Annotated in this window: 11 protein-coding genes; 9 read left to right on the top strand and 2 right to left on the bottom strand. The window is 67.9% G+C overall.

Going from position 1 to position 14,175, the window contains the following annotated elements; genetic code table 11:
* Nucleotides 1–40 precede the first annotated feature (40 nt).
* The 6 genes from G6N67_RS38390 (at nucleotide 41) to G6N67_RS38365 (ending at nucleotide 10,505) form a co-directional block, all read left to right on the top strand.
* Complete coding sequence (locus G6N67_RS38390; protein WP_051579298.1) at nucleotides 41–2,056, top strand: bifunctional copper resistance protein CopD/cytochrome c oxidase assembly protein; 2,016 nt, start codon at nucleotides 41–43, stop codon at nucleotides 2,054–2,056.
* Nucleotides 2,057–2,222: 166 nt separating this feature from the next.
* Nucleotides 2,223–2,675 carry a single-stranded DNA-binding protein gene (locus G6N67_RS38385; RefSeq protein WP_036442465.1) on the top strand — a complete coding sequence of 151 codons (453 nt, stop codon included), beginning with the start codon at nucleotides 2,223–2,225 and terminating at the stop codon, nucleotides 2,673–2,675.
* A gap of 86 nt (nucleotides 2,676–2,761) precedes the next feature.
* Entirely contained in the window at nucleotides 2,762–4,435 is a 1,674-nt protein-coding gene (ettA, locus tag G6N67_RS38380) for an energy-dependent translational throttle protein EttA (protein ID WP_036442467.1), read from the top strand.
* A 111-nt stretch (nucleotides 4,436–4,546) separates the two neighbouring features.
* Nucleotides 4,547–9,418 (top strand): NAD-glutamate dehydrogenase, encoded by a 4,872-nt coding sequence (locus G6N67_RS38375; RefSeq protein ID WP_081812864.1) that lies wholly within the window; start codon nucleotides 4,547–4,549, stop codon nucleotides 9,416–9,418.
* On the top strand, nucleotides 9,415–9,852 hold the full coding sequence (locus G6N67_RS38370; protein ID WP_268951240.1) for an acyl-CoA thioesterase: 438 nt from the start codon (nucleotides 9,415–9,417) through the stop codon (nucleotides 9,850–9,852). The genes G6N67_RS38375 and G6N67_RS38370 overlap by 4 nt, the downstream gene beginning before the upstream one ends.
* Nucleotides 9,849–10,505 (top strand): DUF8010 domain-containing protein, encoded by a 657-nt coding sequence (locus G6N67_RS38365; RefSeq protein WP_036442469.1) that lies wholly within the window; start codon nucleotides 9,849–9,851, stop codon nucleotides 10,503–10,505. Before G6N67_RS38370 ends, G6N67_RS38365 begins: the two co-directional genes overlap by 4 nt.
* An 87-nt stretch (nucleotides 10,506–10,592) precedes the next feature.
* On the opposite strand, the gene G6N67_RS38360 is transcribed toward G6N67_RS38365, so the two are convergent.
* Nucleotides 10,593–12,107 (bottom strand): alpha-amylase family glycosyl hydrolase, encoded by a 1,515-nt coding sequence (locus G6N67_RS38360; protein ID WP_036442471.1) that lies wholly within the window; start codon nucleotides 12,105–12,107, stop codon nucleotides 10,593–10,595.
* 1 nt (nucleotide 12,108) lies between these two features.
* Nucleotides 12,109–12,504: a globin gene (locus G6N67_RS38355; RefSeq protein WP_036442474.1), complete on the bottom strand. Its 396-nt coding sequence runs from the start codon at nucleotides 12,502–12,504 to the stop codon at nucleotides 12,109–12,111.
* A 142-nt stretch (nucleotides 12,505–12,646) separates the two neighbouring features.
* Here G6N67_RS38355 and G6N67_RS38350 point away from each other — a divergent pair, with 142 nt between their 5' ends.
* Genes G6N67_RS38350 through G6N67_RS38340 form a run of 3 tightly spaced genes read left to right on the top strand, consistent with a single transcriptional unit; the run spans nucleotide 12,647 to nucleotide 14,049 of the window.
* Nucleotides 12,647–13,291: an HNH endonuclease gene (locus G6N67_RS38350; protein ID WP_036442477.1), complete on the top strand. Its 645-nt coding sequence runs from the start codon at nucleotides 12,647–12,649 to the stop codon at nucleotides 13,289–13,291.
* Nucleotides 13,292–13,343: 52 nt separating this feature from the next.
* Complete coding sequence (gene ctaJ, locus G6N67_RS38345) at nucleotides 13,344–13,577, top strand: aa3-type cytochrome oxidase subunit CtaJ (RefSeq protein ID WP_036442481.1); 234 nt, start codon at nucleotides 13,344–13,346, stop codon at nucleotides 13,575–13,577.
* Entirely contained in the window at nucleotides 13,564–14,049 is a 486-nt protein-coding gene (locus G6N67_RS38340) for a DUF5130 domain-containing protein (RefSeq protein ID WP_036442483.1), read from the top strand. The genes ctaJ and G6N67_RS38340 overlap by 14 nt, the downstream gene beginning before the upstream one ends.
* The last annotated feature ends 126 nt before the right edge of the window (nucleotides 14,050–14,175 follow it).

The raw sequence follows: 14,175 nt of genomic DNA, 5'->3' as shown, positions 1-14,175 counted from the left end.
GTGCTCGAGTGTGGGCTGAGCCACGCCATACGCTGGGAGCATGACTTCCACGGGCCGGTCGGCCGTAACCAGCGTGCGCAACAGCGCGGTGTGGCCGGTGCTGGTCGGTGTCGCGGTACTGGCAGGTGGTGTCGCGACGGCCATCGGTGCGCTGTCGCTCGCCGACGCGCTGACCGCCACCGGTCTGCCGGACCCGGGGCCCGTCACGACCTACGGTCTGCCGTTCGTCCGCGCGGCCGGCGAGATCGCGGCGGTCATCGCGGTCGGGTCGTTCCTGCTTGCGGCCTTTCTGGTGCCGCCCCAGGACAACGGCGTGCTCGACGCGGCCGGTTACCGGGCGTTGCGCCTCGGTTCCGCGGCGTCGGTGGTGTGGACGGTCTGCGCGGCCGTGCTGGTGCCGCTGACCATTTCCGATGTCTCGGGCCAGCCGCTGCTCGACCACCTCAACCCGGTCGACGTGTGGTCGGCGACGAGCCTGGTGGACATCGCAGGCGCGTGGCGCTGGACCGCGATCCTGGCCGCGGCCGTGACCCTCGCGAGCCTGCCGGTGCTGCGGTGGGGCTGGACACCGGTGCTGCTCGCCGGGTCCATGCTGACGTTGGTGCCGCTGGCGCTCACCGGCCATTCGTCGGCGGGCGGCGCCCACGATCTGGCCACCAACAGCCTGTTCGTCCATCTCATGGCCGGCGCACTGTGGGCCGGTGGCCTGCTGGCGTTGCTAGCGCATGCCCTGCGCGGCGGCGAACACGCCGATTTGGCGGCCCGCCGGTTCTCGGCCCTGGCCCTGTGGTGCTTCGTCGCGATGGCGGTCAGCGGTGTGCTCAACGCCCTGGTGCGCATCCAGCCCACGGACCTGGTGCGCACGCCGTACGGCTGGCTGATCGTCGGCAAGATGGTCGCGCTCGGCCTGCTCGGCGTCCTGGGCTGGCGACAGCGGCGCAGCGGGGTGGCCGCGCTGCAGGCCGACCCCACCGCGCGCGGCCCGCTGATCAGGTTGGCGTTCACGGAAGCCGCCCTGTTCGGCGTGACGTTCGGGATCGCCGTCGGATTGGGCCGCACCCCGCCGCCACCCGAGCGCACCCAGCCCAGCGCGACCGAGGTGGCCATCGGGTACGACTTCGCCGGACCGCCGACCGTGGCACGGGTGCTGTTCGACTGGCGGTTCGACCTGCTGCTCGGCACGGTCGCGATCGTTGGCGCACTGGTCTACCTCATGGCCGTGCGCAGGCTGCGACGGCGCGGCGACGCGTGGCCCGTCGGACGGACCTTCGCGTGGCTGCTGGGCTGTGCCGTGTTGCTGTTCACCACGTCGTCGGGCCTGGGCCGCTACATGCCGGCGATGTTCAGCATGCACATGATCGCGCACATGCTGTTGTCGATGCTGGTGCCGGTCCTGCTGGTGCTCGGTGCGCCGGTGACGCTCGCACTGCGCGCGCTGCCCGCCGCGGGCCGGGGCACCCCGCCGGGGCCGCGCGAATGGTTGCTGGCCGCGCTGCATTCACGGGTGTCGCAGTTCCTGACCAACCCGATCATCGCGACCGTGCTGTTCGTCGCCGGGTTCTACGGCCTGTATTTCGGTGGCATATTCGACGCGGCCGTGAGCAACCACGCGGCGCACGTCCTGATGAACGTGCACTTCCTGCTGTCGGGCTACCTGTTCTACTGGGTGGTCATCGGCATCGACCCGACGCCGCGCCCGATCCCGCACCTGGTCAAGATCGGCATGGTGTTCGCGTCGTTGCCGCTGCACGCATTCTTCGGCGTGGTGATGATGGGCATGCAGAACGTGCTGGGGGAGACCTTCTACCGGTCACTGCAACTGCCCTGGCACCAGAATCTCCTCGACGACCAACAGCTCGGCGGCGGGATCGCCTGGGCGGCAGGTGAAGTCCCGCTGGTGATCGTGATGCTGGCGCTGCTCATCCAGTGGCGGCGCAGCGACCAACGCACCGCCAAGCGACTGGACCGGGCGGCCGACCGCGACGACGACGCCGATCTGGCGGCCTACAACGCCATGCTGGCCGAGTTGGCGCGGCGCAACAACCCGACGGGCTAGCCGGCCCGACGCCGGGTTATCCCCAGTTCGTATTTCATCCACAGCCGGCGTGCGCCCGCGCGCCCGACGCCGGCCGTTGTCGGGGCTCCGACGGTCAATGGCTGCGTAAGGCGGTCGCGAACCTGTTGTGCGGGCGCCGGAAGAGATGAAGCGAAAGGAACCAGAAATGTTCGAGACACCGTTCACCATCGTCGGCAACATCATCACCAACCCGGTCCGGCTGCGGTTCGGCGAGCAGGAGCTGTACAAGTTCCGGGTGGCCAGCAATTCGCGGCGGCGCACGCCCGAGGGCACCTGGGAGCAGGGCAACTCGCTGTACGTGACGGTCAACTGCTGGGGCAACCTGGCCACGGGCGCGGGCGCGTCACTCATGAAGGGCGACGCGGTCGTCGTGGTGGGGCACCTTTACACCAGCGAGTATGACGACAAGGACGGTGTGCGCCGGTCGTCGGTGGAGGTGCGGGCCACCGCGGTCGGCCCTGACCTGTCTCGGTGCACCGCCAAGGTCACGCCGCTGCCCAAACCCGTGGCCGGTCCGGTGCCCGAGCCTCAGCCCGTCGCGGCGGCGGACGCCGCGGAAACCGTGCCCGACGAGGAGGCACTGCCACTGTCGGCGTAGCGGTATCCGGTCACGCCTAGGATGGGCCGCGAGCATTTCCGTCGATTCCGATCGACCTCGATAGCTGCAGAAAGGCACATCACGGCATGGCCGAATTCATCTACACGATGCGCAAGGTCCGCAAGGCGCACGGCGACAAGGTCATCCTTGACGACGTCACGCTGAACTTCCTTCCCGGTGCGAAGATCGGCGTCGTCGGTCCGAACGGGGCCGGTAAGTCGAGCGTCTTGCGGATCATGGCGGGCCTGGATGTCGCCAACAACGGCGACGCGATGCTTGCACCCGGCGCGACGGTCGGCATCCTGCAACAGGAACCGCCACTGGACGAGACCAAGACGGTCCGCGAGAACGTCGAGGACGGCGTGGCCATCAAGGCCAAGCTCAACCGGTACAACGAGGTGGCCGAGCTGATGGCCACCGACTACACCGACGAGCTCATGGAAGAGATGGGCAAGCTCCAGGAGGAGCTCGACGCCGCCGATGCCTGGGACATCGACTCGCAGCTGGAGCAGGCCATGGACGCGCTGCGGTGCCCGCCGCCCGACGAGCCCGTCACGCATCTGTCCGGTGGTGAGCGCCGCCGCGTCGCGCTGTGCAAGCTGCTGCTGTCCAAGCCCGACCTGCTGCTGCTCGACGAGCCCACCAACCACCTCGACGCCGAGAGCGTGTTGTGGCTCGAGCAGCACCTGGCCAACTACAAGGGCGCGATCCTCGCGGTGACCCACGACCGGTACTTCCTCGACAACGTCGCGGAGTGGATCCTCGAGCTCGACCGCGGCCGCGCCTACCCGTACGAGGGCAACTACTCGACGTACCTGGAGAAGAAGGCCGAGCGCCTCGAAGTCCAGGGCAAGAAGGATCAGAAGCTGCAGAAGCGGCTCAAGGACGAGCTGGCGTGGGTGCGCTCGGGCGCCAAGGCCCGGCAGGCGAAGAACAAGGCCCGCCTGCAGCGTTACGAGGAGATGGCGGCGGAGGCCGACAAGACCCGCAAGCTCGACTTCGAGGAGATCCAGATCCCGGCACCGCCGCGGCTGGGCAACGTCGTGGTCGAGGTCGAGCACCTCGACAAGGGTTTCGACGGGCGCACGCTGATCAAGGATCTGTCGTTCACCTTGCCGCGCAACGGCATCGTCGGCGTCATCGGTCCCAACGGCGTCGGCAAGACCACGCTGTTCAAGACCATCGTCGGCCTGGAGGAACCGGACAGCGGCACCGTCAAGGTCGGCGAGACGGTCAAACTGTCCTACGTCGACCAGACCCGCGGCGGCATCGACCCGAACAAGACCGTCTGGCAGGTGGTGTCCGACGGGCTCGATTACATCGAGGTCGGCCACAACGAGATTCCTTCTCGCGCCTACGTTTCCGCGTTCGGGTTCAAGGGGCCGGACCAGCAGAAGCCGGCCGGGGTGCTGTCCGGTGGTGAACGCAACCGGCTCAACCTCGCGCTGACCCTCAAGGTGGGCGGCAACCTGATCCTGCTCGACGAGCCGACCAACGACCTGGACGTCGAGACCTTGTCGTCGCTGGAGAACGCGCTCGACAGCTTCCCGGGTTGCGCCGTCGTGATCAGCCACGACCGGTGGTTCCTGGACCGCACCTGCACGCACATCCTGGCGTGGGAGGGCGACGACGACAACGAGGCCAAGTGGTTCTGGTTCGAGGGCAACTTCGGTGCGTACGAAGAGAACAAAGTGCAACGTCTCGGAGTCGAGGCCGCGCGTCCGCACCGCGTGACGCACCGCAAGCTCACGCGGGACTGACGCCTGGCGCGTTGAACCGGTGAGGTTCAGCCGAATGCGTCTCCGGGTACGACTAAGGTCAACTCCTGCGCACCAGTGCCGGTGCGCGGGCGTGAGTCAGGAGTGGTCCGTATGACGGCGTATCCGCGGTTCCAGGGTGAACAGGTAAGCGACTGGGGCGGCCACGAGCCGACACCGGACGTGGTCCACCAACTCGCGGTGGCTTTCCTGTCCACGTACCGGAGCCCGCAGGCCGATGCTCCCGGTTCGGCCGCCACGGGACCGCTTGCCGTCACCGCGGCCGAGCGGCTGGTCTCCGATGCCGCGGTGGCCGCCCACTATCGGCTGGGCGGCAAGCGGGCGGCCGGGGAGACCAACGTCGCGGTGTATCCGGGCGACGCCGAATCCGGTCCGGCGCTGCTGATCGTGACCGACCAGGCGCCCATGCTGGTCGACTCGGTGACGGTGCTGCTGCACCGGCTGGGGATCGCCTACAGCGCGATCATGAACCCGGTGTTCCGGGTGCGCCGGGGCGCCGACGGGGAGCTGATCGACATCCGGCCGGCCGCCGAGGCGGCCCCCGGCGACGGTGTCGACGAATGCTGGATCCTGGTTCCGGTGACCGGCGCGGCCGACGGTGCCGCGCTGACGGAGGCGACGCGGCTGGTGCCGGGCATTCTCGCCGACGCGCGCCAGATCGGTTTGGACACCGGGGCAATGGCGGCCGCACTGCATGGTTTGGCCAACGACCTCGCCACCGACGTCGAAGGCCATTTCCCGTATGCGGACCGCAAGGACGTGGCGGCCCTGCTGCGCTGGCTGTCCGACGGGCACTTCGTGCTGCTCGGGTATCAGCAGTGCGCGGTCGGCGACGGGGTGGCCTCGGTGGACCCGTCGACCCGGCTCGGCGTGCTGCGGCTGCGCCAGGACGTGCTGCCACCGTTGACCAACGCCGACGACCTGTTGGTGCTGGCGCAGGCGACCATTCCCAGCTATCTGCGCTACGGCGCCTATCCGTACATCGTCGTGGTGCGGGAGAACACCGCCTCCGGTGCCGTGGAGCATCGTTTCGTCGGGCTGTTCACCATCGCGGCGATGAACGCCAACGTGCTGGAGATCCCGCTGATCTCGCGGCGCGTCGACGAGGCATTGGCGCTGGCACACCGGGATCCGAGCCATCCCGGCCAGCTGCTGCGCGACATCATCCAGACCATCCCGCGGCCCGAGTTGTTCGCGCTGAGCTCCAAGCAGCTGCTGGAGATGGCGATGGCGGTGGTGGACCTGGGGTCGCGGCGCCGCACGCTGTTGTTCCTGCGCGCCGACCAGCTCGCGCACTTCGTGTCGTGCCTGGTGTACCTGCCGCGTGACCGGTACACCACTGCGGTGCGCCTGGAGATGCAGGACATCCTGGTCCGCGAACTCGGCGGGGTCAGCATCGACTACTCGGCCCGCGTGAGCGAATCGCCCTGGGCGGTGGTGCATTTCACGGTGCGGCTGCCCGACGGCACGCAGGCGCACAGCGTCGACACGTCGCTGGAGAACGAGACCCGTATCCAGAACCTGCTGACCGAGGCCACCCGGAACTGGGGTGACCGGATGATCAGCGCGTCGTCGAGTGACATGAATGCGGCCGCCATCGAGCACTACGCGACGGCCTTCCCGGACGACTACAAGCAGGCGGTCGCCCCGGCCGACGCGATCGCCGACATCGCGATCATCGAACAGCTGCAGGACAATTCGGTCAAGTTGGTCTTCGCCGAGGGCAGCGGTGAGGACCGTATCTCGCAGCTGACCTGGTATCTCGGCGGGCAGTCCGCATCGTTGAGCCGGCTGCTGCCGATGCTGCAGTCCATGGGCGTGGTGGTGCTCGAGGAGCGGCCGTTCACGGTCACCAGGGCCGACGGCCTGCCGGTGTGGATCTACCAGTTCAAGATCGCGATCGACCGCAGCATTCCGGACGCGCCCGACGCGGCGGCCAGGGAGGCGACCGCGCAGCGGTTCGCCGACGCGGTGACCGCGATCTGGCACGGTCGCGTCGAGGTCGACCGCTTCAACGAGCTCGTGCTGCGGGCCGGCCTGACCTGGCAGCAGGTGATGATCCTGCGCGCGTACGCGAAATACCTGCGGCAGGCGGGCTTCCCGTACAGCCAGTCGCACATCGAGGCGACGCTCAACGACAACCCGCACACGTCGCGCTCGCTCGTCGAGTTGTTCGAGGCACTGTTTGATCCCACCACGGTCGACCCCGCGACCGGCGACGGCACGGGGCAGGCGCGTGACGCCCAGAGTGCCGCCGCGGCGGTGGCGGCCGACATCGACGCGTTGGTCAGCCTCGACACCGACCGGGTGCTGCGTGCCTTCGCGACCTTGATCGAGGCCACGCTGCGCACCAATTACTTTGTGCAGAACCCGGATTCGGCGCGGCAGCGCAACGTGCTGTCGATGAAGCTCAACCCCGGCCTGATCAACGAACTGCCGTTGCCGCGGCCCAAGTTCGAGATCTTCGTGTATTCGCCGCGCGTCGAGGGTGTGCACCTGCGGTTCGGGTTCGTCGCGCGCGGTGGTCTGCGCTGGTCGGATCGCCGCGAGGATTTCCGCACCGAGATCCTGGGCCTGGTCAAGGCGCAGGCGGTGAAGAATGCCGTGATCGTCCCGGTCGGCGCCAAGGGCGGGTTCGTCGTCAAGCAACCGCCTGCCGCGACCGGCGACGCAGCCGTCGACCGCGAAGCCACGCGCGCCGAAGGCGTGGCGTGCTACCAGCTGTTCATCTCCGGGCTGCTCGATGTCACCGACAACGTCGACAAGGCGACCGGAGCCGTCGTCACCCCGCCCGACGTGGTGCGCCGGGACGGCGAGGACGCCTATCTGGTGGTTGCAGCCGACAAGGGCACCGCGACGTTCTCCGACATCGCCAACGAGGTGGCCAAGTCGTACGGTTTCTGGCTGGGCGACGCCTTCGCCTCGGGCGGTTCGATCGGCTACGACCACAAGGCCATGGGCATCACCGCCAAGGGCGCGTGGGAGTCGGTCAAGCGGCACTTCCGCGAGATGGGCGTCGACACCCAGACCCAGGACTTCACGGTGGTGGGTGTCGGGGACATGAGCGGCGACGTGTTCGGCAACGGCATGCTGCTGTCCCAGCACATCCGGTTGCTGGCCGCGTTCGACCACCGGCACATCTTCCTGGATCCCGATCCCGACGCCGCCACCTCGTGGCACGAACGCAAGCGGTTGTTCGAACTGCCCCGGTCCAGCTGGGAGGACTACGACAAGTCGCTGATCAGCGAGGGCGGCGGGGTGTACAGCAGACAGCAGAAGTCGATTCCGATCAGCCCGCAGGTCCGCGCGGCGCTCGGGCTGGACGCCGGCATCACCGAGCTCACGCCGCCTGCGCTGATGAAGGCGATCCTCAAGGCGCCGGTCGACCTGTTGTGGAACGGCGGCATCGGCACCTACGTCAAGGCCGAGACCGAGGCGGACGCCGACGTGGGTGACCGGGCCAACGATCAGATCCGGGTCTGCGGAAACCAGGTGCGGGCCAAGGTGATCGGTGAGGGCGGCAACCTCGGCGTGACCTCACTGGGCCGTGTCGAGTTCGATCTTGCCGGTGGTCGCATCAACACCGACGCGCTCGACAACTCGGCCGGTGTGGACTGCTCCGACCATGAGGTCAACATCAAGATCCTCATCGACTCGCTGGTCACCGCGGGCAAGGTCAGCCCTGAGCAGCGCACCGAGTTGCTGCTGTCGATGACCGACGAGGTCGGTGACCTGGTTCTCGCCGACAACAAGGACCAGAACGACCTGATGGGCACGAGCCGCGCCAACGCGGCGAGCATGCTGTCGGTGCACGCCCGCATGATCAAGGACTTCGTGGCCGATCGCGGGCTCAACCGCGAGCTCGAGGCGCTGCCGTCGGAGAAGGAGATCCGTCGCCGCACGGAAGCCGGAATCGGTTTGACCTCACCGGAACTCGCGACCCTCATGGCGCACGTCAAGCTGGCGCTCAAGGATGACGTGCTGGCCAGCGACCTGCCCGACCAGGAGGTGTTCGCGTCACGGCTGCCGTGGTACTTCCCGGCCAAGTTGCGCGAACCGTTCTACCCCGAGATCCGCTCGCACCAACTGCGTCGGGAGATCGTCACCACCATGCTGGTCAACGATCTGGTCGACACCAGCGGGATCAGCTATGCCTACCGCATCACCGAGGATGTCGGGGTCGGGCCGGTCGACGCGGTGCGCAGCTACGTCGCGACCAACGCGATCTTCGGCATCGGTGACGTGTGGCGCCAGATCCGTGCTGCCGGGGACAACGGCGTGTCGGCCCAGGTGACCGACCGCATGACGCTGGACCTGCGCAGGCTCGTCGACCGGGCGGGTCGGTGGCTGCTCAACTACCGGCCGCAGCCGTTGGCGGTCGGTGCCGAGATCAACCGGTTCGCCCAGCAGGTGGCGATGCTGCGGCCGCGGATGCCCGAGTGGCTGCGCGGTGACGACAAGGCGATCGTCGCCAAGGAGGCCGGCGAGTTCGTGGCGCAGGGCGTTCCGGAGGAGTTGGCCTACCGGGTGGCAACGGGGCTCTACCAGTACAGCCTGCTCGACGTCATCGACATCGCCGACATCATCGAGCGGGATCCGGTCGAGGTCGCCGACGCCTACTTCGCGCTGATGGATCACCTCAGCGCCGACGGCCTGCTCACCGCGGTGTCCCGGCTCGGGCGCGACGACCGGTGGCATTCGCTGGCGCGTTTGGCCATTCGCGACGATATCTACGGGTCGCTGCGCGCGTTGTGCTTCGACGTGATGGCGGTCGGTGAACCTGACGAGACCGGCGAGCAGAAGATCGAGGAGTGGGAGATGACCAACAGCTCCCGCGTGACACGTGCCCGCCGCACGCTGACCGAGATATACCAAGATGAGGATCAGGACATCGCGACGCTCTCGGTCGCGGCACGTCAGATTCGCAGCATGACTCGAACGAGCGGAACGGGAACGACTGGGTGACACAGAGTATTTCGGGGCCGAAGGTGCCAGGCTTCATCGCACCGGTGCACGTGCGTTGGTCGGACATCGACATGTACCAGCACATCAACCACGCGACCATGGTGACCATCCTGGAAGAGGCCCGGATACCGTTCCTGCGTGAGCCGTTCGGTGAAGAGATCACCACCATCGGGCTGCTCATCGCCGAGGTGAACATCGTCTACAAAGGTCAACTGCGGCTCGTGGATTCACCGCTGCAGGTGACGATGTGGTCCAAGCGGGTGCGGGCCGTGGACTTCAACATCGGGTATGAGGTCCGCTCGGTCGCCGCCCCGCCGGACAGCAAGCCCGCGGTGATCGCCGAAACCCAATTGGCCGCGGTGCACATCGAAGAGCAACGGCTGCAGCGGTTGTCGCAGGCGCAACGCGAGTACCTGCAGCGCTATCTGCGATGACCATCCCGGAACGCGGGCTGTGGCTCGACGATCCACGGCATCGCGACGACCTGGCCACGTTCGTCGACCGTGCGCTTCGGCTCGACGACGCGACGGTGGTCCGGCTGCGCGAACGGGACGGGGGACTGGTGGTCGCTTGGGCGGCAACCGGATTCGATGTGCTGGCCAGTCGCGTGGTGGCAGGTGCGGTACGCCCGGCCGATCTGTCTGCGGGGGCCGACGCCCTCGCGTCGGGGTTGTCGTCGGTCGGCGGTGGATATGTCGACACGGGCTTCGCGATGGATTCGGCGTGGCGCGGCGGGCTGCCGCCCGAGTCCGGATTCGTCCATCTCGACGACATTCCGGCGCGCGTGATGCTCGACCTCGCACAACAGGGCTTGGCGCTCGCCCGCGAACACAGCAGCGCACACGGACCACCGGCTTCGCTGCTGGATCAGGAAGTGATCGCGGTCAGCGCCGAGGAGGTGTCGGTCGGCATCCCGATGCGCTGCGTATTCGCTTTGACCGCAATGGGTTTCCTGCCCAACTCGGGCGACGATGTCAGCGCCGACGAGATCGTGCGCGTACGCGTGCATCCGTTGTGGCTGCGGATCGACGCCCGGTTCGGGTCGGTGTACCGCCGCCGCGGCAACCCCGCGGTGGTCCTGGGCTGATTTTCTCTCGCGAACAGACGCGTAGGTACCCCGGAAAGCGCGTTCCGGGGTACCGGCGCGTCTGCTCGCGGGAAAGGGTGATGGGAACTAGACCACCCATACGGCGGTGTCGGGGCCCAGCATGCCGTCGGCGAGCGGCCCGCTGGCCAGCAGCACCGTGCCTGCGGGCAGTGGTACGGGCTCGTCTCCGGCATTGAGGGCGCACACCAGCCCGCCCGGCAGTCGGTAGGTCGACTGGTCGAGCCACTCGATGCCGTCGCCGCCGAATTCGCCACGGCTGCTGCGCAGTTCGAGGGCACGGCGGTAGAACGTCAGCGTCGACGCGGCGTCAGCGAGTTGGCGCTCGACCGTCAACGCGGCCCAGTCGGCGGGCATCGGCAGCCAGGTGTCGGCCGTGGCGGAGAACCCGAACGGCGGCGCCTCGCCCGACCACGGCAGCGGTACGCGGCAGCCGTCGCGGCCGCGCTCGGTGTGCCCCGAGCGCTCCCACACCGGATCCTGCAGCACCGCGTCGGGCAGGTCGACGTTGGGCAGGCCGAGTTCCTCACCGTTGTAGATGAACACCGCACCGGGCAGCGCCAGCATCACCAGGGCCATCGCGCGGGCCCTTGCCAGGCCGCGTGCGCCGCCGCCGTAGCGCGTGACCTCGCGCACCACATCGTGATTGGACAGCGTCCAGGTGGGTGTCGCGCCGGCCAAAGTCGCTGCGGCCATGGCATTGTCGATCGCCTCGTGAATCTCGGTGGCGTCGAACTCAGCCTGGACGAGCCGGAAGTTGAAGCCCAGGTGCAGTTCGTCCGGGCGCAGATATTTGGCGAACTGTTCGTTGCCGTGCACCCACACCTCGCCGACGGCCACGCTGTCGGGATAGTCGTCGAGCACGCCTCGGATGAACCGGTGGATCTCGTGCACCTCGGCGTTGTCGAAGCGCGGGTCGTCGTCGCTGTTGCGCAGCAGTGCGGTGTCGGTGACGGTCATGTCCGGCAGGTCGGGTGGCTTGGCCATGCCGTGCGCGACGTCGATCCGGAAGCCGTCGATCCCGCGGTCCAGCCAGAACCGCAGCGTCTTCTCCAGATCCTCGAACACCTCGGGGTTGTCCCAGTTGAGGTCTGGCTGTCCGGGGTCGAACAGGTGCAGGTACCACTCGTCGTCGCCCACGTGCGTCCACGCCGGCCCGCCGAACACCGACACCCAGTTGTTGGGCGGCTTGCCGTCACGCCCCGTGCGGAAGATGTAGCGGTCACGGCGGCGTGGGTCGGCCAGGGCCTCGACGAACCACGGATGCGCCGAACTGGTGTGATTGGGGACCAGATCCATGGTCACCCTGATGCCGCGGGCGTGGGCGGCGTCGACGAGCCGGTCGAGGGCGTCGATGCCGCCGAACAACGGATCCACGTCGCGCGGGTCTGCGACGTCGTAGCCGTGATCGGCCATGGGCGACACCATCACCGGGTTGAGCCAGATTGCGTTGACGCCGAGCCGGACCAGGTGATCGAGATGGGCCGTCACGCCGTCCAGATCACCGACGCCGTCACCGTCGCTGTCGGCGAACGAGCGCGGGTAGACCTGGTAGAAGACTGCGCGTGACCACCACCGCGTCATGTCAGAACGCCGAGTTCACCATCGAGTCGGCCGCCATCTCCAGGTAGTTCAGCAGCGCCCGCCGATGCTCGTCGTCGAGTGTCTGCGAATCGATCGACGCCACCGCCGTGTGCATGCAGCGCAGCCACGCGTCGCGTTCCAGGAAGCCGATCCGGAACGGGGCGTGCCGCATGCGTAGCCGGGGGTGGCCGCGTTGGTCGGAGTACGTGCGCGGCCCGCCCCAGTACTGCTCGAGGAACATCCGAAGGCGTTCCTCGGCGCCGTCGATGTCGTCCTCGGGGTAGAGCGGCAGCAGGATCTCGTCCTCACGGACCAACTGGTAGAACCGCGACACGATGGCGTGGAACGTGTCGTGGCCGCCGACTTCGTCGTAGAAGGATCGCTGCGCCTGCGTCACGTCTCCATTGTGGCCGATCCTGCGGGCGCGCTCCTCACGGGCGGTGTCGTCACCTGCTGTTCATTCGACTGACCTGCGAACACCCGAAGAATTATCGTGCGCTCCCCGCGGATCCGTGGTGGACTGTGTCTCCGGAGGCTCTATGGCGCACAGCAAAAAAAGCCATACACGACGGACCGGTCACGGAACCGGCCCATCGGGGCCGCACGCGCCGAATCGCCCCCTGCACAGCGTGGAGCCGCTGCCGCAGACCGCGCACGAGCCGTCGATCTGGGGCCGCAGGCGGGTGCTGTTGCTGAACTCGACCTACGAGCCGTTGACGGCGCTGCCATTGCGGCGCGCGGTGATCATGCTGATGTGCGGGAAGGCCGACGTCGTGCACGACGATCCGGCGGGCCCGCTCATCCACTCCGCGACCCGCACCATCGCGGTGCCCTCGGTGATCCGGCTCCGCACCTACGTTCGGGTGCCGTACCGGGCCAGGATCCCCATGACGCGTGCCGCCCTCATGCACCGGGACCGGTTTCGCTGTGCCTACTGCGGCGGGCGGGCCGACACCGTCGATCACGTGGTGCCGCGCAGCCGGGGCGGCGAGCATTCGTGGGAGAACTGCGTGGCTGCGTGCGGCGCGTGCAACCACCGCAAGGCCGACCGCCTGCTGGCGGAGCTCGGATGGACGTTGCGTGCGGTGCCGATGCCCCCAAAAGGCCAGCACTGGCGGTTGCTGTCGACCATCAAGGAGCTCGATCCGGCCTGGGTGCGCTATCTCGGAGAAGGCGCTGCGTGACGGAGTCTTTACTGTCGGCGCGCGGACGATGCGCGGCTGATACGGTTTGCGCGTGAGCACAGCACTTACTCATTCCCTCCTCGGAGGGGTTCCGCTGGTGTTGTTCGTGGTCCTGGCGTTGATCTACCTGACCCGCAAGGGGCCACATCCGGACACCTACAAGATGTCGGACCCGTGGACGCACGAGCCGATCCTGTGGGCCGCCGAAGAACCGGCCGACCATGGGCACGGCGGACACGATTCGCATGGAGTCACCATCGGAGGGGGCGCAAGTGGCAAGTGGTAGCCAAACGGGTGCGGTCGCGACTGTCGCGCCCGGTCACGTCGACCTGCCCTACGGGTATGCGCTGACGTCGAGCGGGCGGATTTCCGGGGTCACCGAGCCCGGTGAGCTCTCGGTGCACTACCCGTTCCCGACGATGGATCTCGTGGTCCTCGACGACGCGCTGAAGTACGGTTCGCGCGCGGCCAAGGCGCGTTTCGCGGTGTACATCGGCCCGCTGGGCGACGACACCGCTGCGACGGCGCGTGAGATTCTGGCAAAGGTGCCCACGCCGAACAACGCCGTGTTGCTCGCGGTCTCGCCCGATCAGCACGCCATCGAGGTGGTCTACGGGGCCGACGTCAAGGGGCGCGGCATCGAAGAGGCCGCCCCGCTGGGTGTCTCGGCAGCGGCCGCGTCGTTCAAGGAAGGCAATCTGATCGACGGTCTGATCAGCGCGGTGCGCGTGCTGTCGGCCGGCGTCTCGCCCGCCTAGCTTTTCACCGCGGCCGTGCGGGTCTGTTGCCCGACACCCGTGCGTGAAGTCCCGGTATTGAAGCGCTCAGCTTCGATACCGGGACTTTCGCGTTGGTGCGTCGATGCCCACCAGTGATTCACGAGC

This window comes from Mycolicibacterium mageritense, assembly GCF_010727475.1.
Taxonomy (GTDB): Bacteria; Actinomycetota; Actinomycetes; order Mycobacteriales; family Mycobacteriaceae; genus Mycobacterium; species Mycobacterium mageritense.
This window is presented reverse-complemented; position numbering and strand designations above follow the sequence as displayed.